Origin of the sequence: Lentzea sokolovensis, from assembly GCF_033949975.1 — a bacterium.
Classification (GTDB): Bacteria; Actinomycetota; Actinomycetes; order Mycobacteriales; family Pseudonocardiaceae; genus Lentzea; species Lentzea sokolovensis.
The window spans coordinates 861,848-877,325 of record NZ_JAXAVU010000010.1 but is presented as its reverse complement, the minus strand read 5'-3'; the positions used below and the strand labels follow the sequence as shown (position 1 = coordinate 877,325).

At 68.5% G+C, this 15,478-nt stretch carries 11 protein-coding genes; 4 read left to right on the top strand and 7 right to left on the bottom strand.

The genetic code is table 11. The annotated features are described in order from the left end of the window. Positions 1 to 24: 24 nt before the first annotated feature. The 4 genes from glgB to SK854_RS26175 are packed head-to-tail and all read right to left on the bottom strand — an operon-like array spanning position 25 to position 7,333. A complete protein-coding gene (gene glgB, locus SK854_RS26190; protein ID WP_319977740.1) occupies positions 25 to 2,193 on the bottom strand; it encodes a 1,4-alpha-glucan branching protein GlgB in 2,169 nt (722 codons plus the stop codon). A 3-nt stretch (positions 2,194 to 2,196) separates the two neighbouring features. After that, positions 2,197 to 3,507, bottom strand: a complete 1,311-nt coding sequence (locus SK854_RS26185) for an aminoglycoside phosphotransferase (RefSeq protein ID WP_319977739.1) — start codon at positions 3,505 to 3,507, stop codon at positions 2,197 to 2,199. Between the two features lie 8 nt (positions 3,508 to 3,515). Then, positions 3,516 to 5,324 carry a maltose alpha-D-glucosyltransferase gene (gene treS, locus SK854_RS26180; RefSeq protein ID WP_319977738.1) on the bottom strand — a complete coding sequence of 603 codons (1,809 nt, stop codon included), beginning with the start codon at positions 5,322 to 5,324 and terminating at the stop codon, positions 3,516 to 3,518. Between the two features lie 32 nt (positions 5,325 to 5,356). Next, complete coding sequence (locus SK854_RS26175) at positions 5,357 to 7,333, bottom strand: alpha-1,4-glucan--maltose-1-phosphate maltosyltransferase (RefSeq protein WP_319977737.1); 1,977 nt, start codon at positions 7,331 to 7,333, stop codon at positions 5,357 to 5,359. A gap of 240 nt (positions 7,334 to 7,573) precedes the next feature. Between SK854_RS26175 and SK854_RS26170 the strand changes: the two genes are divergently transcribed. From SK854_RS26170 to SK854_RS26155, 4 genes are all read left to right on the top strand, one after another. Further along, a complete protein-coding gene (locus SK854_RS26170) occupies positions 7,574 to 9,160 on the top strand; it encodes a serine/threonine-protein kinase (RefSeq protein ID WP_319977736.1) in 1,587 nt (528 codons plus the stop codon). A 97-nt stretch (positions 9,161 to 9,257) separates the two neighbouring features. After that, positions 9,258 to 11,846, top strand: coding sequence for an alpha-glucan family phosphorylase (gene glgP / locus SK854_RS26165; protein WP_319977735.1), 2,589 nt, complete (start codon positions 9,258 to 9,260; stop codon positions 11,844 to 11,846). A 301-nt stretch (positions 11,847 to 12,147) separates the two neighbouring features. Beyond that, positions 12,148 to 12,696, top strand: coding sequence for a hypothetical protein (locus tag SK854_RS26160; protein ID WP_319977734.1), 549 nt, complete (start codon positions 12,148 to 12,150; stop codon positions 12,694 to 12,696). Between the two features lie 244 nt (positions 12,697 to 12,940). Continuing rightward, positions 12,941 to 13,264 (top strand): hypothetical protein, encoded by a 324-nt coding sequence (locus SK854_RS26155; protein WP_093592931.1) that lies wholly within the window; start codon positions 12,941 to 12,943, stop codon positions 13,262 to 13,264. A 14-nt stretch (positions 13,265 to 13,278) separates the two neighbouring features. Here SK854_RS26155 and SK854_RS26150 read toward each other — a convergent pair whose 3' ends face one another. From SK854_RS26150 to SK854_RS26140, 3 genes are read right to left on the bottom strand one after another with little or no spacing between them, the layout of a single operon-like run. Then, complete coding sequence (locus SK854_RS26150; protein ID WP_319977733.1) at positions 13,279 to 14,400, bottom strand: hypothetical protein; 1,122 nt, start codon at positions 14,398 to 14,400, stop codon at positions 13,279 to 13,281. Positions 14,401 to 14,440: 40 nt separating this feature from the next. Continuing rightward, positions 14,441 to 14,830, bottom strand: coding sequence for a rhodanese-like domain-containing protein (locus SK854_RS26145; RefSeq protein ID WP_319977732.1), 390 nt, complete (start codon positions 14,828 to 14,830; stop codon positions 14,441 to 14,443). Beyond that, complete coding sequence (locus SK854_RS26140; RefSeq protein WP_319977731.1) at positions 14,827 to 15,414, bottom strand: cysteine dioxygenase; 588 nt, start codon at positions 15,412 to 15,414, stop codon at positions 14,827 to 14,829. Before SK854_RS26140 ends, SK854_RS26145 begins: the two co-directional genes overlap by 4 nt. Positions 15,415 to 15,478 lie beyond the last annotated feature (64 nt).

The following is a 15,478-nucleotide window of genomic DNA, read 5'->3' as shown; positions in this document are numbered from 1 at the left end:
CGGCCCGGCGCACGCCGTTTGGATTCAGTCGGTGTCGACTGACGGATCAGGAACCAGCCACAGCACGCCCGACGGCGGTAGCTGCAGGATCGCGGAGTACGGCCGCCCGTGCCACGGCCTGGCCTCGGCGTCGACGCCACCGAGGTTGCCCACACCGGAACCGCCGTAGTGCGCGGCGTCGGTGTTCACGAGCTCCTTCCAGCGTCCGGAAGAGGGCAGGCCGACGCGGTAGTCGTGGTGCGGCGACCCGGAGAAGTTCGCCACGCAGGCGAGCGTCGAGCCGTCCTCACCGACCCGCAGGAACGACAGCACGTTGCCCGCCGAGTCGTTCGCGTCGATCCACTGGAACCCCTCCGGTGTGACGTCGTGCGAGAACAACGCCGCCGCCGTCTTGTACACCGAGTTCAGGTCCCGCGTCAGCGCCTGGATGCCCTGGTGCAGCGGCTCCTGCTCGACCAGGTGCCAGTCCAGAGACCGCGACTCCGACCACTCCTGCCGCTGCCCGAACTCGCCACCCATGAACAGCAGCTGCTTGCCGGGATGCGCCCACATGAACGCCAGCAGCGACCGCACACCGGCGGCCTTGTTCCAGTCGTCGCCCGGCATCCGCTGCCACAACGAACCCTTGCCGTGCACCACCTCGTCGTGCGAGAGCGGCAGCACGAAGTTCTCACTCCACGCGTAGACCAGCGAGAACGTCATCTCGTTGTGGTGGAACGAACGGTGGATCGGCTCGCGCGACAGGTAGTGCAGCGAGTCGTGCATCCAGCCCATGTTCCACTTGAAGCCGAACCCGAGCCCGCCCAGGTGCGTCGGCCGCGTGACGCCCGGCCACGCCGTCGACTCCTCGGCGATCATGACCACGCCGGGGTGCCGCTTGTAAACGGTCGCGTTCAGCTCCTGCAGGAACCGGACCGCGTCGAGGTTCTCCCGGCCGCCGAACTCGTTCGGCAGCCACTGGTCCGCCGGCCGCGAGTAGTCGAGGTAGAGCATCGACGCGACGGCGTCCACGCGCAGACCGTCGAGGTGGAACTCCTCGATCCAGTACAGCGCGTTCGCCACCAGGAAGTTGCGGACCTCGTTGCGCCCGAAGTCGAAGACGTACGTGCCCCAGTCGAGCTGCTCGCCGCGGCGCGGGTCGGCGTGCTCGTACAGCGGCGTGCCGTCGAACTTCGCGAGCGCCCAGGCGTCCTTCGGGAAGTGCGCGGGCACCCAGTCGACCAGCACGCCGATGCCGCGCTGGTGCAGCGTGTCGACGAAGTACCGGAAGTCGTCCGGCGTGCCGAACCGCGAGGTCGGCGCGTAGTACGAGGTGACCTGGTAGCCCCACGAACCGCCGAACGGGTGCTCGGACACCGGCAGCATCTCGATGTGCGTGAAGCCCATGTCCTCGCAGTAGTCCGCGAGTTCGACAGCGAGCTCCCGGTAGCTGAGACCGGGCTTCCACGAGCCGAGATGCACCTCGTAGGTCGACATCGGCGCGTTCGCCCACTGCGTGGCCTCGCGCCGGGCCTCCCACTCCGCGTCCTGCCACTGGTACTCGGACCGCGTGACGACCGAGGCCGTCTGCGGCGGGACCTCCGTCGCGAACGCCATCGGGTCGGCCTTCTCGTGCCAGATGCCGTCCTGGCCGAGGATGCGGAACTTGTACCGCGAGCCCGCCACGACGTTCGGCAGGAACACTTCCCAGACACCGCTGGAACCCATGGAGCGCAACGGGTTCGCGCGCCCGTCCCAGCCGTCGAAGTCACCGGTCACGCGCACACCGCGCGCGTTCGGCGCCCACACCGCGAACGAGACACCGGTGACGTCACCGGTGGCCGTTTCGTACGAACGGACATGTGCGCCGAGCACGTCCCAGAGCCGTTCGTGCCGGCCCTCGCCGATCAGGTGCAGGTCCAGCTCGCCCACGGTCGGCAGCCACCGGTACGGGTCGTCGACCTCGACCGCGGGACCGCCGTTGTACTTGACCAGGAGCCGGTAGTCGCCGGGGGCCTCCGGCAGCTCGCCCTCGAAGAGCGCGTCGGCGATGCGGGGCAGCTCGACCTGCTTGTCGCCCCACGCCACCGCGACCGAAGTCGCGCCTGGCCGCAGGGCCCGCGCGATCACCTGGTCGCCGACGGTGTGCACACCCAGCACCGAGTGCGGGTCGTGGTGCGCGCCTGACAGGAGTCGGTCCAGGTCGGCCTTCACGGCTTACTCTCCTCCAGAAGTCATCCGGGCGATCGACGACAGCGGAACCGTCAACCACTCCGGCCTGTTGGCGTGCTCGTATGCGACCTCGTAGACCGCCTTGTCCAGCTCGAACGCGCGCAGCAGCTGCGCGTGGTCCCGCGGGTCGCCCGCCACCTCGGCGTAGCCGTCGCAGAACGCCGCCCGGTTGCGCTTGGTCCACTCCATCGCGCGGTAGGCGAGCTGGTCGTCGTCGGGCTGACCGACGAGCAGCTGCCGGGCCGCGTAGTCGAACGACCTCAGCATCCCCGCCACGTCGCGCAACGGCGACCGCAGCGCGAGACGGTCCTCGACCTTGGCCGCGGGCTCGCCCTCGAAGTCGATCAGCAGCCAGCCGTGCACGGTCCGCAGCACCTGTCCGAGGTGCAGGTCGCCGTGGATGTGCTGGATCGGGAGCGCGCCGATGTGCTCGCGCGCCTCCTCGAACGCCGCGCGCAGCGGTTCCTCGTGGCGGCCCAGTTCCGGCACCGCCTCCAGCACGACGCCCAGCCGCCGTTGCATGCCGGCGATGGCGCGCGAGATGGCTTCCTCGTCGGCGATCTGGGTGCCCAGCGCCTCTGCCAGGTCAGCGTGCACCTTCGCGACCGCGTGGCCGAGCCGGTGCGCCTCACCGGCGAAGTCGCCGCCGACCTCGAACGCGTGCAGGTCGGCCTCGGCCATCAGGTCGCGCACCGAGGTCTTGGCCATGTCCCAGCCCTCGACCGCGTCCGGCAGGAACTCCTGCAGCATCGCGAGGGTGACCTGCTGGTCGTTCAGTTCGGTCGAGATCGCGCCCAGTGGCAGCGCGATGTGCTCGCAGCCGACCGAACGCAACGCGCGGTGCATCGTCAGATCGCGGTTCTCGCCGTTCGCGAGCTTGCGGAAGATCTTCAGGATGTACTGCTGGCCGTAGATCAGCGACGTGTTGGACTGCTCGACGCCGATCGGCCGTCCGCGCAGGCCCGAGCGCAGTTCGGTGCCGGGTTCGTGCGCGAAGGTGATGCCGTCCACCTCGTGCCCGGACGCGATCCGGTCGAGCAGCACGCCGTTGTGCTCGGGGTCGAGCAGCACGTCCCAGGCGCCGGTGCTCAGGCTGAGCGCGCCCTGGTACTGCTCGGTGCGGCCCGGCTGTTCGACCTCGAAGATCACGTGCACCAGATCGCCGTCCACCACCGTCGTCCTCAGTGGACGGACGGCCGTGATCGGCTTGTCCTTGCCGCCGAACCACCTGGCGGCCGGGAGCAGATCGGGCAGTGAGGCGACCAGCTTCTCGACTAGTTCGTGGGGGTCGGTCACGCGGGGTTTCACCTCATCTCGCTGTCGTCGCCCGCCTCTACCAGCTGGAACCAGTAGAAACCGTGACCCGGAAGGGTCAGCAGGTAGGGGAGTTCCCCGATCGCGGGGAATTTGACACCTCCGGTGAGCTCCATCGGCGCGTAGTCGCGGTGCTCGGAGAGGTCCAGCTCGACGGGTTGCGGGAAGCGTGACAGGTTGTTCACGCAGAGCACGATGTCCTCGCGGCCGTCCGGGCGCTTCCACTGCCTCTTGTAGGCGAGCACGCTCGGGTTCGAGCCGCCGAGCTCGGTGAAGTCGCCCTCGGCGAACGCGTGGTGCTGCTTGCGCACCTCGATCATGTGCCGGGTCCAGTTGAGCAGCGACGTCGAGCTGTTGAGCTGCGCCTCGACGTTGAGGCCCTGGTAGCCGTAGACCGGGTCCATGATCACCGGCAGGTAGATCCGGCCGGGGTCGCAACTGCTGAAGCCCGCGTTGCGGTCCGGGGTCCACTGCATCGGCGTGCGGACGGCGTCGCGGTCCTGCAGCCAGATGTTGTCGCCCATGCCGATCTCGTCGCCGTAGTACAGAACGGGCGAGCCGGGCAACGACAGCAGCAGTGCGGTGAACAGCTCGTGCTGGTTGCGGTCGTTCTCCAGCAGCGGGGCGAGGCGGCGGCGGATGCCGATGTTCGCCTTCATCCGCGGATCCTTGGCGTACTCCGCGTACATGTAGTCGCGCTCTTCGTCGCTGACCATTTCGAGGGTGAGCTCGTCGTGGTTGCGCAGGAAGATGCCCCACTGCGCGTTCTCCGGGATCGCCGGCGTCTGGGCCAGGATCTCCGAGATCGGGAACCGCGACTCCCGTCGCACCGCCATGAAGATCCGCGGCATCAACGGGAAGTGGAACGCCATGTGGCACTCGTCGCCGCCGACGGCCTGGTCACCGAAGTACTCCACGACGTCCGACGGCCACTGGTTCGCCTCGGCCAGCAGGACGCGGCCGGGGAACTCGTCGTCGACGACCTTGCGGCACTTCTTCAGGAACTCGTGCGTGCGCGGCAGGTTCTCGCAGATCGTGCCCTCTTCCTCGAAGAGGTAGGGCACGGCGTCCAGACGGAACCCGTCGATGCCGAGGTCGAGCCAGAAGCGCAGGGTGTCGAGCATCGCCTCCTGCACGTCCGGGTTCTCGTAGTTGAGGTCCGGCTGGTGGCTGAAGAAGCGGTGCCAGAAGAACTGCCCGCGCACCGGGTCGTAGGTCCAGTTCGACGACTCCGTGTCGACGAAGATGATCCGCGCGTCGCTGTAGCGCGAGTCGTCGTCGCTCCACACGTAGTAGTCGCCGTACGGACCAGTCGGGTCCTGACGGGACTGCTGGAACCACGGGTGCGCGTCACTGGTGTGGTTGAGCACCAGGTCCGTGATCACCCGGATCCCGCGCCGGTGCGCCTCCTCCAGCAGGTACACGAAGTCCTCGACGGTGCCGAACTCCGGCAGCACCGCCCGGAAGTCGCTGATGTCGTACCCGCCGTCACGCAACGGCGACGCGTAGAACGGCGGCAGCCAGAGACAGTCGACGCCCAGCCACTCCAGGTAGTCGAGGCGCGAGGCGAGTCCTCTGAGGTCGCCGGTGCCGTCGCCGTTGGAGTCGCTGAACGCCCGGACCAGGACCTCGTAGAAGACGGCGCCCTTGTACCAGTCCGGGTTGGGCTTCGCCTGCCGCGCGGACCGGTAGTCCTCTGCCTGGGGCTCGACCAGCAGGCCGTCGTCGGTGACGGCTTCTCCGGTGTGCGGGACACCATCCAACCCGAGTGCAGCGTCGGGACGGGAGTCGTCGGCCATTGTTCCCACCTCGTCGGGGGTTGTGCGGTTGATCAGCTGAAACGCCGCTGAAGGCTGACGACGTGCGCGGTGGCACGCCACGGTTCGAGGCGGACGTAGTTCGCCTGACCCCAGTCCCAGGTCTCCCCGGTGACCTCGTCGTGCGCGATCACGCGTTCATGCCAGTCGAATCCGAGCTCGGGCAGGTCGAGGTACAACGTCCCCTCCTGCGCGTTGTGCGGATCGAGGCTCACGACGACCACGACCGTGTCGCCCGTCTCCGGGTCGCGCTTGGAGTAGGCGACCAACGCGTCGTTCTCGACGTTCTGGAACCGCAGCGTGCGCATCTGCTGAAGTGCCGGATGCGCCTTGCGGATGTGGTTCAGCTTGCGCAGCCACGGTTCGAGCGAACGCCCGTCCGCCAGTGCGCGTGCGTAGTCCCGTGGACGCAGCTGGTACTTCTCGGAGTTGAGGTACTCCTCGCTGCCGGGCTTCACGGCCTCGTACTCGAACAGCTCGTAACCGCTGTACACGCCCCACGTGGGGGAGAGCGTGGCCGCGAGTGCCGCGCGGAGCCCGAACATTCCGGGACCGCCGTGCTGCAGCGACTCGTGCAGGATGTCCGGCGTGTTCACGAACAGGTTCGGCCGTGCCTCGTCCCAGTGGTCGCGGACGTCCTCGCCGAACTCGATCAGCTCCTGCTTGCCCGTCCGCCACGTGAAGTACGTGTAGGACTGGGTGAAGCCGAGCTTGGCCAGGCCGTAGAGGCGGGCGGGGCGGGTGAAGGCCTCGGCCAGGAACAGCGTGTCCGGGTAGACCTCCTTCACCTTCCAGATCAGCCACTGCCAGAAGTCCGGCGGCTTGGTGTGGGGGTTGTCGACCCGGAAGATCCGCACCCCGTGCTCGGCCCAGAAGAGGACCACCCTGAGCACCTCGTGGTAGAGGCCCTGCGGGTCGAGGTCGAAGTTGATCGGGTAGATGTCCTGGTACTTCTTGGGCGGGTTCTCGGCGTACATGATCGTGCCGTCGGGCTGCGTCGTGAACCACTCCGGGTGCTTGAGCACCCACGGGTGATCCGGCGCGCACTGCAGCGCGAAGTCGAGCGCCACCTCAAGGCCGAGTTCGTTCGCCCGCGCGACGAGCGCGTCGAAGTCCTCGATCGTGCCGAGCTGCGGGTGGATCGCGTCGTGCCCGCCCTCGTCCGCGCCGATCGCCCACGGTGATCCCGTGTCCTCGGGCGTCGCGACGAGCGTGTTGTTGGGGCCCTTGCGGTTGACCCGGCCGATGGGGTGGATCGGCGGGAAGTAGACGACGTCGAAGCCCATCGCCGCGACCCGGTCGAGCTCCTTGGTCGCCGTGGCGAACGTGCCGTGCACCGCCTGGCCGGTCTCGTCGATCCCGCCGGTGCTGCGCGGGAAGAACTCGTACCAGGAGCCGTACGCCGCCTTCTTGCGGTCGCACCAGATCTTGTGGGTCTTGCCCTTGGTGATCAGCTCGCGCACGGGGTGCTCGAACATCAACTTCTGCACGTCGGCCGCGAACGCCGGCGCGACCCGTTCGGCCAGCGGCCGGTCCTCGTCGCGCAACGCCGTCGCCGCGGACGTGAGCAGAGCTCGCTCTTGCCTTCGATCGGGTCGCCTTGCCACCCGATCGAGTAGCTGGGCGCCGATTTCGAGATCATTTGCGAGATCACCGGGACCCTGCCCCGCCGCGATCTTCACCTCAACGGCGTGGTTCCAGGTGCCCCAAGGGTCACTCCACGCGTCGATCCGGAACGTCCAAGCGCCTTCTTGGTCCGGAACCACGGTCGCGCCCCACCGGTCGAGGCCGATTCCGACCTCGTGCATGCGGGTCTGGCGAGCGACTCGGTCGTTCGGTCCGCGCCAGCTGACTGTGGCCGCGAGTTTGTCGTGTCCCTCGCGCCACACCGTGGCCGAAACCGGAATGTGTTCCCCCACAACGGCTTTGGCTGGATATCTGCCAGCCGACACCACCGGGGAAACGTCGTCGATTCCGAGTCGTCCGCTCATCGGCAACGCCCTTCCGCCGTGTCGCTTCGCGTCAATCCGTAATCCTGCCTTGCTCGATCAAGCCGTCTGACAGCGGGTTACCCCTTGTAGATCCGTACCCCGCCACTGTCGATCGCACACCTTGAGCGCTCATCGTGTCCAGGGTCTCTCGGCCACGTTCCCGGCATTCGGTGTCCTCTTCATTGGACTCTTCCTCGACAACTCACCGTGTTAAGAGGGCGCTACAGGTACCGTGCGCGCGTGAACAAGCTTGGCGATCGCTACGTACTGCTCGATCAGCTCGGCGCGGGTGCGATGGGCGTCGTGTGGAGGGCACGCGACGAGTTCCTCCACCGTGACGTGGCGGTCAAGCAGCTACTTCTCAACGACGTCCAGTCGAACGAGTTCCACGAGGCCGTGCAGCGCGCCATGCGTGAAGGCCGCATCGCCGCGCGCTTGCAGCACCCGAACGCGATCGCCGTGTACGACGTCGTGGTCGAAGACGGCAAACCGTGCCTGGTCATGGAGTACCTGCCGTCCAAGAACCTCTCCTCGATCTTGGAGAACGGCCCGATGCCCCCGATGGAGGCCGCGCGCATCGGCTCGCTGGCCGCCGGGGCGCTGACCGCCGCCCACGCCGCGGGGATCGTGCACCGCGACATCAAGCCCGGCAACGTCCTCATTGGACGCGACGGCACCGTCAAGATCACCGACTTCGGCATTTCGCGCGCTTTGGGCGATGTGGCCGTGACCAAGACCGGCATGCTCGCGGGCACTCCCGCGTACCTCGCGCCGGAACTGGCGCGCGGCGCCGCGCCCGCGCCGCCGTCCGACGTGTTCTCGCTCGGCGCGACGATCTACGCGATGACCGAGGGCGAACCGCCGTTCGGCAAGAGCACGAACGACCTGGGTCTGCTCTACAAGGTCGCGCGCGGCGAGACCCGTCCGCCGATGCGCTCGGGCCCGCTCACCGGCCTGTTGACCAGGCTCCTCGCGAACGAGCCGTCGCAGCGCCCCACCGCGGCCCAGGCCGCCGAGGAGCTGAAGGCGATCGCGTCCGGCGCCCCGGTCCCGGTCACCCGAGTGATCCCGCCGCGCCCGATGACCCCGCCCGCCGGCACCGCCGTGATGGGGGCCGCGGGTCCCGGCACCATGCAGGGCCCGCCGTCCCGCACGATGCCGCCCCAGGCGCCGCGCACCCGTCCGCCCGCGCCGCTGCCCGAGACCTACGACGACTACGACGGCTACGAGCCCGAACCGGAGCCGAAGAAGAACTACCGCGGCCTCGCGGTCGCCGCCGCGATCCTCGGCGTGCTCCTGATCGCCGGCATCACCTACGCGATCGTGAACAGCGGCGACAAGGACAGAAGCACCGCCGCCGGTCCCAGCTCGTCACCGAAGAGCACGTCGCAGACCCCGGAGCCCACCTCCGAGAAGCCGAAGCCCACCAAGCCCACCGCCACCTCCGAGAAGCCACCGCCGCAGACCTCCCAGAGCCAGCCCCCGTCGTCGAAGCCGCCGGCAACCAAGTTCACCCCGGCCCAGGTCACGACCTTCGTGAAGCAGCACTACGCCAAGCTGCCGTCGAACGTCGAGGCCGCCAGGGGCGACTGGGACCCGGACCAGGCGCCCGGCCTGGCCGGCGAGAAGGCCTTCTGGAGCAAGTTCTCGAAGCTCGCGGTCCAGGGCAACCCGGTGGTCACGCCCAACGACGACGGCACCTTCTCCGTGACGACGGCGCTGCAGCTGACCGACGCCGAGTCGAACAAGACCGATCTCCAGGAGCACACGCTCGAGATCTCCGGGAAGGGCGCCAAGCTGCTGATCACGGGCGAGGAGAAGGGCTGATCGGGCGCGTTCCGGTCTTGACCGGTTCTGCAAGTCGTTGCAGGTCTGACCGGGAACGTTGTCAGGCACTCAGGGGTGGCAGGTAAGTTCGCTCGTCATGCGAGCACTTCGCCGGTTCACCGTCCGAGCCAGCCTGCCGGAGCCCTTGTCCGCGCTCAGCACGCTCGCCACCAACCTGCGCTGGACGTGGCATCCGCCCACGCAGGACCTCTTCGCCTCGATCGACCCGCGCGTCTGGTCCGAGGTAGGTGGCGATCCGCTGCGCCTGCTCTCCGTCGTCGACGCGGGGAAGCTGGAGTCACTCGCGAGAGATGAGCAGTTCCTGCTCAAGCTCCACGCGCTCGCCTCCGACCTGGAGCGTTATGTCGGAGGGCCGCGCTGGTACCAGCGCAGGCAGGAGGAGATCACCCAGCGCCGTGAGCACGGGGCGCCGGACACACCGCTGCCCACGAGCGTCGCGTACTTCTCGATGGAGTTCGGCGTGCACGAGGCGCTGCCGAACTACTCGGGTGGTCTCGGCATCCTCGCCGGCGACCACCTCAAGGCAGCCTCCGACCTGGGCGTTCCGCTCATCGCCGTGGGTCTGCTCTACCGGTCCGGCTACTTCCGGCAGTCGCTGTCGCTCGACGGCTGGCAGATCGAGCACTACCCGGTGCTCGACCCGCGCGGGCTGCCGCTGGAGCTGCTGACCGAGCCGTCCGGGCTGCCGTTGCTGGTGCACGTGGCCATGCCGGGCGACCGGATGCTGCGCGCGAAGATCTGGAAGGCGCAGGTCGGGCGCATCCCGTTGCTGCTGCTCGACTCGGACGTGGAGCAGAACGACGAGGACCTGCGCGGCGTCACCGACCGGCTCTACGGCGGCGACCAGAACCACCGGATCCGCCAGGAGATCCTCGCGGGCATCGGTGGCGTGCGGGCCGTGCGCACGTTCTGCGAGCTCACCGGCCATGCGCAGCCCGAGGTGTTCCACACCAACGAGGGCCACGCCGGGTTCCTCGGCCTCGAGCGGATCCGCGAGTACATCACCAACGATGGCCTGGACTTCGATCAGGCGCTCACGGCCGCGCGTGCCGGTGCGGTGTTCACGACGCACACGCCCGTGCCCGCCGGCATCGACAGGTTCCCGGTCGACCTGGTTCAGCACTACTTCGGCGCTGAGAACCTCGTGCCCGGCGTGAACACCCAGCGCATCCTCGCGCTCGGGGCCGAGGACAACCCCGGCATGTTCAACATGGCCCACATGGGCCTGCGGCTCGCCCAGCGCGCGAACGGTGTGTCCAAACTGCACGGTGAGGTCAGCCGGGACATGTTCCGCGCCCTCTGGCCGAACTTCGACGGCACCGAGGTGCCGATCGGCTCGGTCACCAACGGCGTGCACGGCCCCACGTGGGCTGCTGCCGAGATGAGCAAGCTGCTCGGAGCGTCCGAAGCGGACACCCAGACCAGCTCCGGGTTCGGCATCGGCGCGTTCGAGCCGGTCACCGACGCGGGGCTGTGGGAGCTGCGGTCGACGTTGCGCGGCCGGCTGGTCGACGAGGTGCGTCGCCGGCTGCGGGAGTCGTGGCTGCAGCGCGGCGCGTCGGCGCTGGAGCTGGGCTGGACCGACTCGGTGTTCGACCCCGGCGTGCTGACCGTGGGCTTCGCACGGCGCGTGCCGACGTACAAGCGCCTCACGCTGATGCTGCGCGACCCGGAGCGGCTGCGTTCGCTGCTGCTGCACCCCGAACGGCCCGTGCAGCTCGTCGTGGCGGGCAAGTCGCACCCGGCCGACGACGGCGGCAAGGCGCTGATCCAGCAGATCGTGCGCTACGCCGACGAGGCGGGCGTGCGGCACCGGATCGTGTTCCTGCCGGACTACGACATGTCCATGGCCCGGTACCTGTACTGGGGCTGCGACGTGTGGCTGAACAACCCGATGCGCCCTCTCGAAGCGTGCGGCACGTCCGGCATGAAGTCGGCGTTGAACGGTGGCCTCAACCTGTCCATCCGGGACGGCTGGTGGGACGAGCTGTACGACGGCTCGAACGGCTGGGCCATCCCGACGGCGGACGGCGTCAACGACCCGGTCCGCCGGGACGACCTGGAGGCCAACGCCCTGTACGAGCTGCTCGGTCAGCAGGTCGCGCCGCTGTTCTACGACCGCGGCGAGGACGGCGTGCCGACCCGCTGGATGTCGATGGTCCGGCACACGCTGGCCTCTCTCGGCCCGGTCGTGCAGGCCTCCCGCATGGTCCGCGAGTACGTGGAGACCTACTACGCGCCGGCCGCCGCGTCCGCGCAGAACGTCGTCGGTGAGGGCTACCGGGGCGCCAAGGAGCTCTCCGCGTACCGGCACCGGCTGCGCGCGTCGTGGACGCGGGTGCGGGTGCTCGACAGCGACCTGGTGCTCGGCGGCTCGTCGGTGCCGGTGCTCGGGTCGCCGGTCATCGTGCGGGCGCGCGTCGAGCTGGCAGGGCTGGAACCGTCCGAAGTGGACGTCCAGGTCGTGCTGGGCAAGGTGTCGCACGACTCCGACGAGTTGAAGGACATCGTGTCAGCGCCGATGAACTACGCGGGCAACGGCAACTACGAGGCCGAGGTGCCGCTGCCGCACGCTGGAGCGCTCGGTTACACCGTGCGCGTGCTGCCGCGGCACGGCCTGCTGGCGACCTCTGCGGAACTCGGCAGGGTCGTTCTGGCTAGTTGATCGCTTTACGAGATCGACACAGGGCATCCAGTTCGCCTTCAAACGGCGAGCTGGATGCCCTGATGTGTTCGTCTTCCTTGTTGCCTGTTCACTGGTCGTGACGAGCTTCAGGCGTGTGCCCGGCTTTGGGCTTCCCTCAAACGAATGACCCATTTTTCGAGTGGGTGAATTCGCGATCTCCGCTGGTAGGGGCACGTGTGCAGGCTTACGCTCCATGGCATGGAATGAACCGCTCCTGAATTCATTGAGGGATTTCCGGTGCGGCTCCAAGTGAATTGCGCATTTGAGGAAGAAGGTAGCCGTGAAGAAAACGATTACCGCACTCTCGCTCGTCGCAGCTCTGTTCACCGCCTCGACCATCCCGGCTGCCAGTGCGTCGCCCGCCGCGCCAGAACTCCCAGCCGCCTGTGCCGGTCTCGTCCAGGACCTCGCCGGAAAACTCACGAAAACCGTCAGCAGTCTCCTGCCCCTGCCCAACGTGGGCGCCGTGACACCGTTGATCGGTGACCTTCTCGGCCTCGTGACCGCGTTGCAGAGCTCGGGCTGTCTGCCGACACCCCCGGTGAGCGTGCCGGGCGTGCCGATACCGGTGAAGGCCGCCGAGTACACCGGCCCGGTCGACCAGTGCCTGCCGGTCGTGCTGAACCTGATCTCCACCATCGCGGGCCTCGGCGGCACGGTCCTCGGCGCCGCCAGTGGCGCGCTACCTGACGTCGGCAAGCTCACCGGCCTGCTGACCACGTTGCTCAAGACCGTCACCGACCTGCTGAGCAAGTGCGGCCTGCCGGCGCCTCCCGGCGGCCTGCCCTCACTGCCCGGCCTCCCCGGTCTGCCGGTCGAGAACAGCTGATCCGAATATCGCGGGGTGAGAAGGGCCCGTCACCGGTCTCGGTGACGGGCCCTTCTCGTGTGCGCGGAGCGTAGTATTCCTTTTGGTGCGGAATAGGTGCGTCGAGCTGCGCGGTCACCCATTTGTCGCAGTTCAAGCGTTTTCCGGTAAAGCACACAATGGTGCTACCGATTCGTTTCTGTGCGGAAGTTGTGGTTAACCTGCAATTGCTCGATCCGCTGCAATCAGAACGGAACAAACGCAGATGATCAAGAAGGCAATCGTCCTCGGAGTCGCAATCGCAGGCATGGGCCTGTTCGCGTCGACCGCACAGGCCGCTCCCACTCAGAGCAGGGATGTGCTGGACACGCAGCTGGTGGGCCCGATCTCCATCACCGCGCTGTCGCACAACCCGTGGACTCCCGGCAACGGCAACGTCACCGGATCGGGCAACATCGGAGGCAACGGAAACAACGTCGGAAACAACAACAACGGCGGTAACGGCAACAGCAACGGTGGCGGCGGCAACAACGTCGGTGCGGGCAACTCGGGTGGGAACGGCAACAATTCGCCCGGTTTCCCCGGCTGAACTGACCGCCTGCGTTAGCTGATCTCCAGACGGGCGCGGGTCGCCGCCACCCGCGGACTCCAGCCCGCGAGCTCGTGCGCTTCGGCCACGAGTTCGCGGGCCTTCGCGTTGTCGCCGTCCGCCATCCACGCCCGCGCGATGGTGATCAGGTCGTCGGCGCGGCCCACGGCGTTCTCGCTCGACTCGGCGGAGTAGCCGGCGAGCTGCCGGGCCTTCTGGGTGTCGCCCTCGATCAACGCCATGATCGCCAGCGTCCCGTTCGCGCGCTGCTTCGGGTAGCCGGCCTCGTAGGCGTTGCCGAACATGCTGCGCGCCGTCTCCAGCCCCACCTCCGGCGGGAACTGTCCCGACTCGACCGCCAGCACGGCGACGCCGGCGGTGGTCGCCATGACGAACGCGAGGTCGCGCGTGCTCAGGTCGTCGCGTCCGGTCAGCCCGATCACCGTCTGCAGTGCTTCGAGGTACCGCTCGCGGGCGCACGCGGTGACGATCTTGAGTCCCACGACGGTGAGCAGTTCGGGGTGCTCCCGCACCAGCCCGGCGTAGATCCGCTCGGCCTCGTCGAGGTCACCGCGGCGATAGGCGTCCATGCCGGCGGCCACGCCCGGACGCGCCTCCAGTTCGCCGAGCGGTCGGCCGGTCATCTTCGGCAGCGAGAACACGTACCAGCCAAGGCTGGTGTGGCCTGCCTTCTCGACCGGCACGAGCTGCAGCAGGAAGCAGGCGGTGGCGGCGAGGGCCATGCCCTTGCCGAACGCGCTGCCGATCGCGAGCCACGTCAGCGCCGCGACCGCCGCGCAGAAGGCGATCGCGAACACGCCGTTCAGGACGGTTCGCCTGCGCACGCCCGGCTTGAGACCGGTGATCCCGATCGTGGCGAGCACGGGGATGGCGCGCAGCGTGACCCGCCGGTGCGTCCACGTCCACGACTTGACCTCGGCGCCGAGACCGATGATCACGTGGGTGATCCGGAGTCCGAAGAGGACGGCGCCGAGCGCCAGACCCGCCTGGACCGAGGTCAGTTCCACGAGCAGGCCGACCAGCGCTCCGGCGAGGCCGAGGTGGAACTCCGGGAGGGTCCAGACGACCGTGCCGGCCACCACCAGTGCCGTCGCGATCCAGCGCACAACTGTCACGATCACCAGACGTTACCGGCGTGACAGCGGTTCCCCCTCGTCAGACCACCGGCGGCGACCCGCCCTCGCGGATCGGCAGCCCGGCCGCGCGCCAGCCCCGGTACCCGCCGACGAGGTCCGTCGCGTTGGGCAGCCCGACGCGTTGCAGGTCCCGCGCGGCCAGCGACGACGCCCAGCCCTCGTTGCACACGACGACGACGGTCGTGTCCGCGGTGAAACCGGGCAGCCGCCAGTCGCCGTCCGGGTCGAGCCGCCACTCCAGCACGATCCGCTCGACCACGACGGAGTTCTCGATCTCGCCCTCGGCCAGCCGGTTGTGGGCCGGCCGGATGTCCACGACCAGCACGTCCTCCAGCGCGAGCACCTCGTGCGGTTCCAGCCGCTTGAGGTGCGACCGCGCCTCTTCGAGGATGGTGTCGAGGTTGCTCACGGGCCCTCCAGGTCGGCCAGCTGACGCAGTTCGGACAGCGGCAGGCGCTGCGCGGGCAGCGGCGGGATCGAGTCGGGGATGTCGAGCAGCGACGCGTACTCGCGGGTCGGCACGAGCGGCGGCGAGTAGGCGTGCACGGTCGCGGCCGGGCCGTCGAACGGGTTGAGCACCTGGTGCGCCCGCCCGGACCCGAAGCCCAGCGCGTCCCCGGTGCCCCGCACCGCGGACCGGATCGGCCCGGCGGGGTAGCGGTAGTCCTCCTGCAGCTGACCCGTCAGCACGGTGAACGAGCCGGCCGAGCCGCCGTGGTCGTGCGGTTCGGTGCCCTGGCCGGGCAGCCACGACAGCAGCCACAGCTCGACGCCCTCGGTCAGCCCCAGCCGCGCCCACCAGCGGCGTTCGGTCGAGTAGTCGAGGATCTGGAGCAGTCCGGTGGTCAGCTCGCTCGCCACGAACGAGGTCAGGTCGCGCAGCTCGCGTGGCGTCCACAGCGACCGGGACGGGTGGATCACGTCACGCAGCAGCTGACTGTCCAGCGTCGGGTGGAGATCGAATTGATCTTGGTCGGCATAGGTCGAAGTCACGCACTCGCTCCTGAAGGCCGCGTCGGGTACGGGGTAGCGATCAAGACGCGACGCAGGGCGCTGT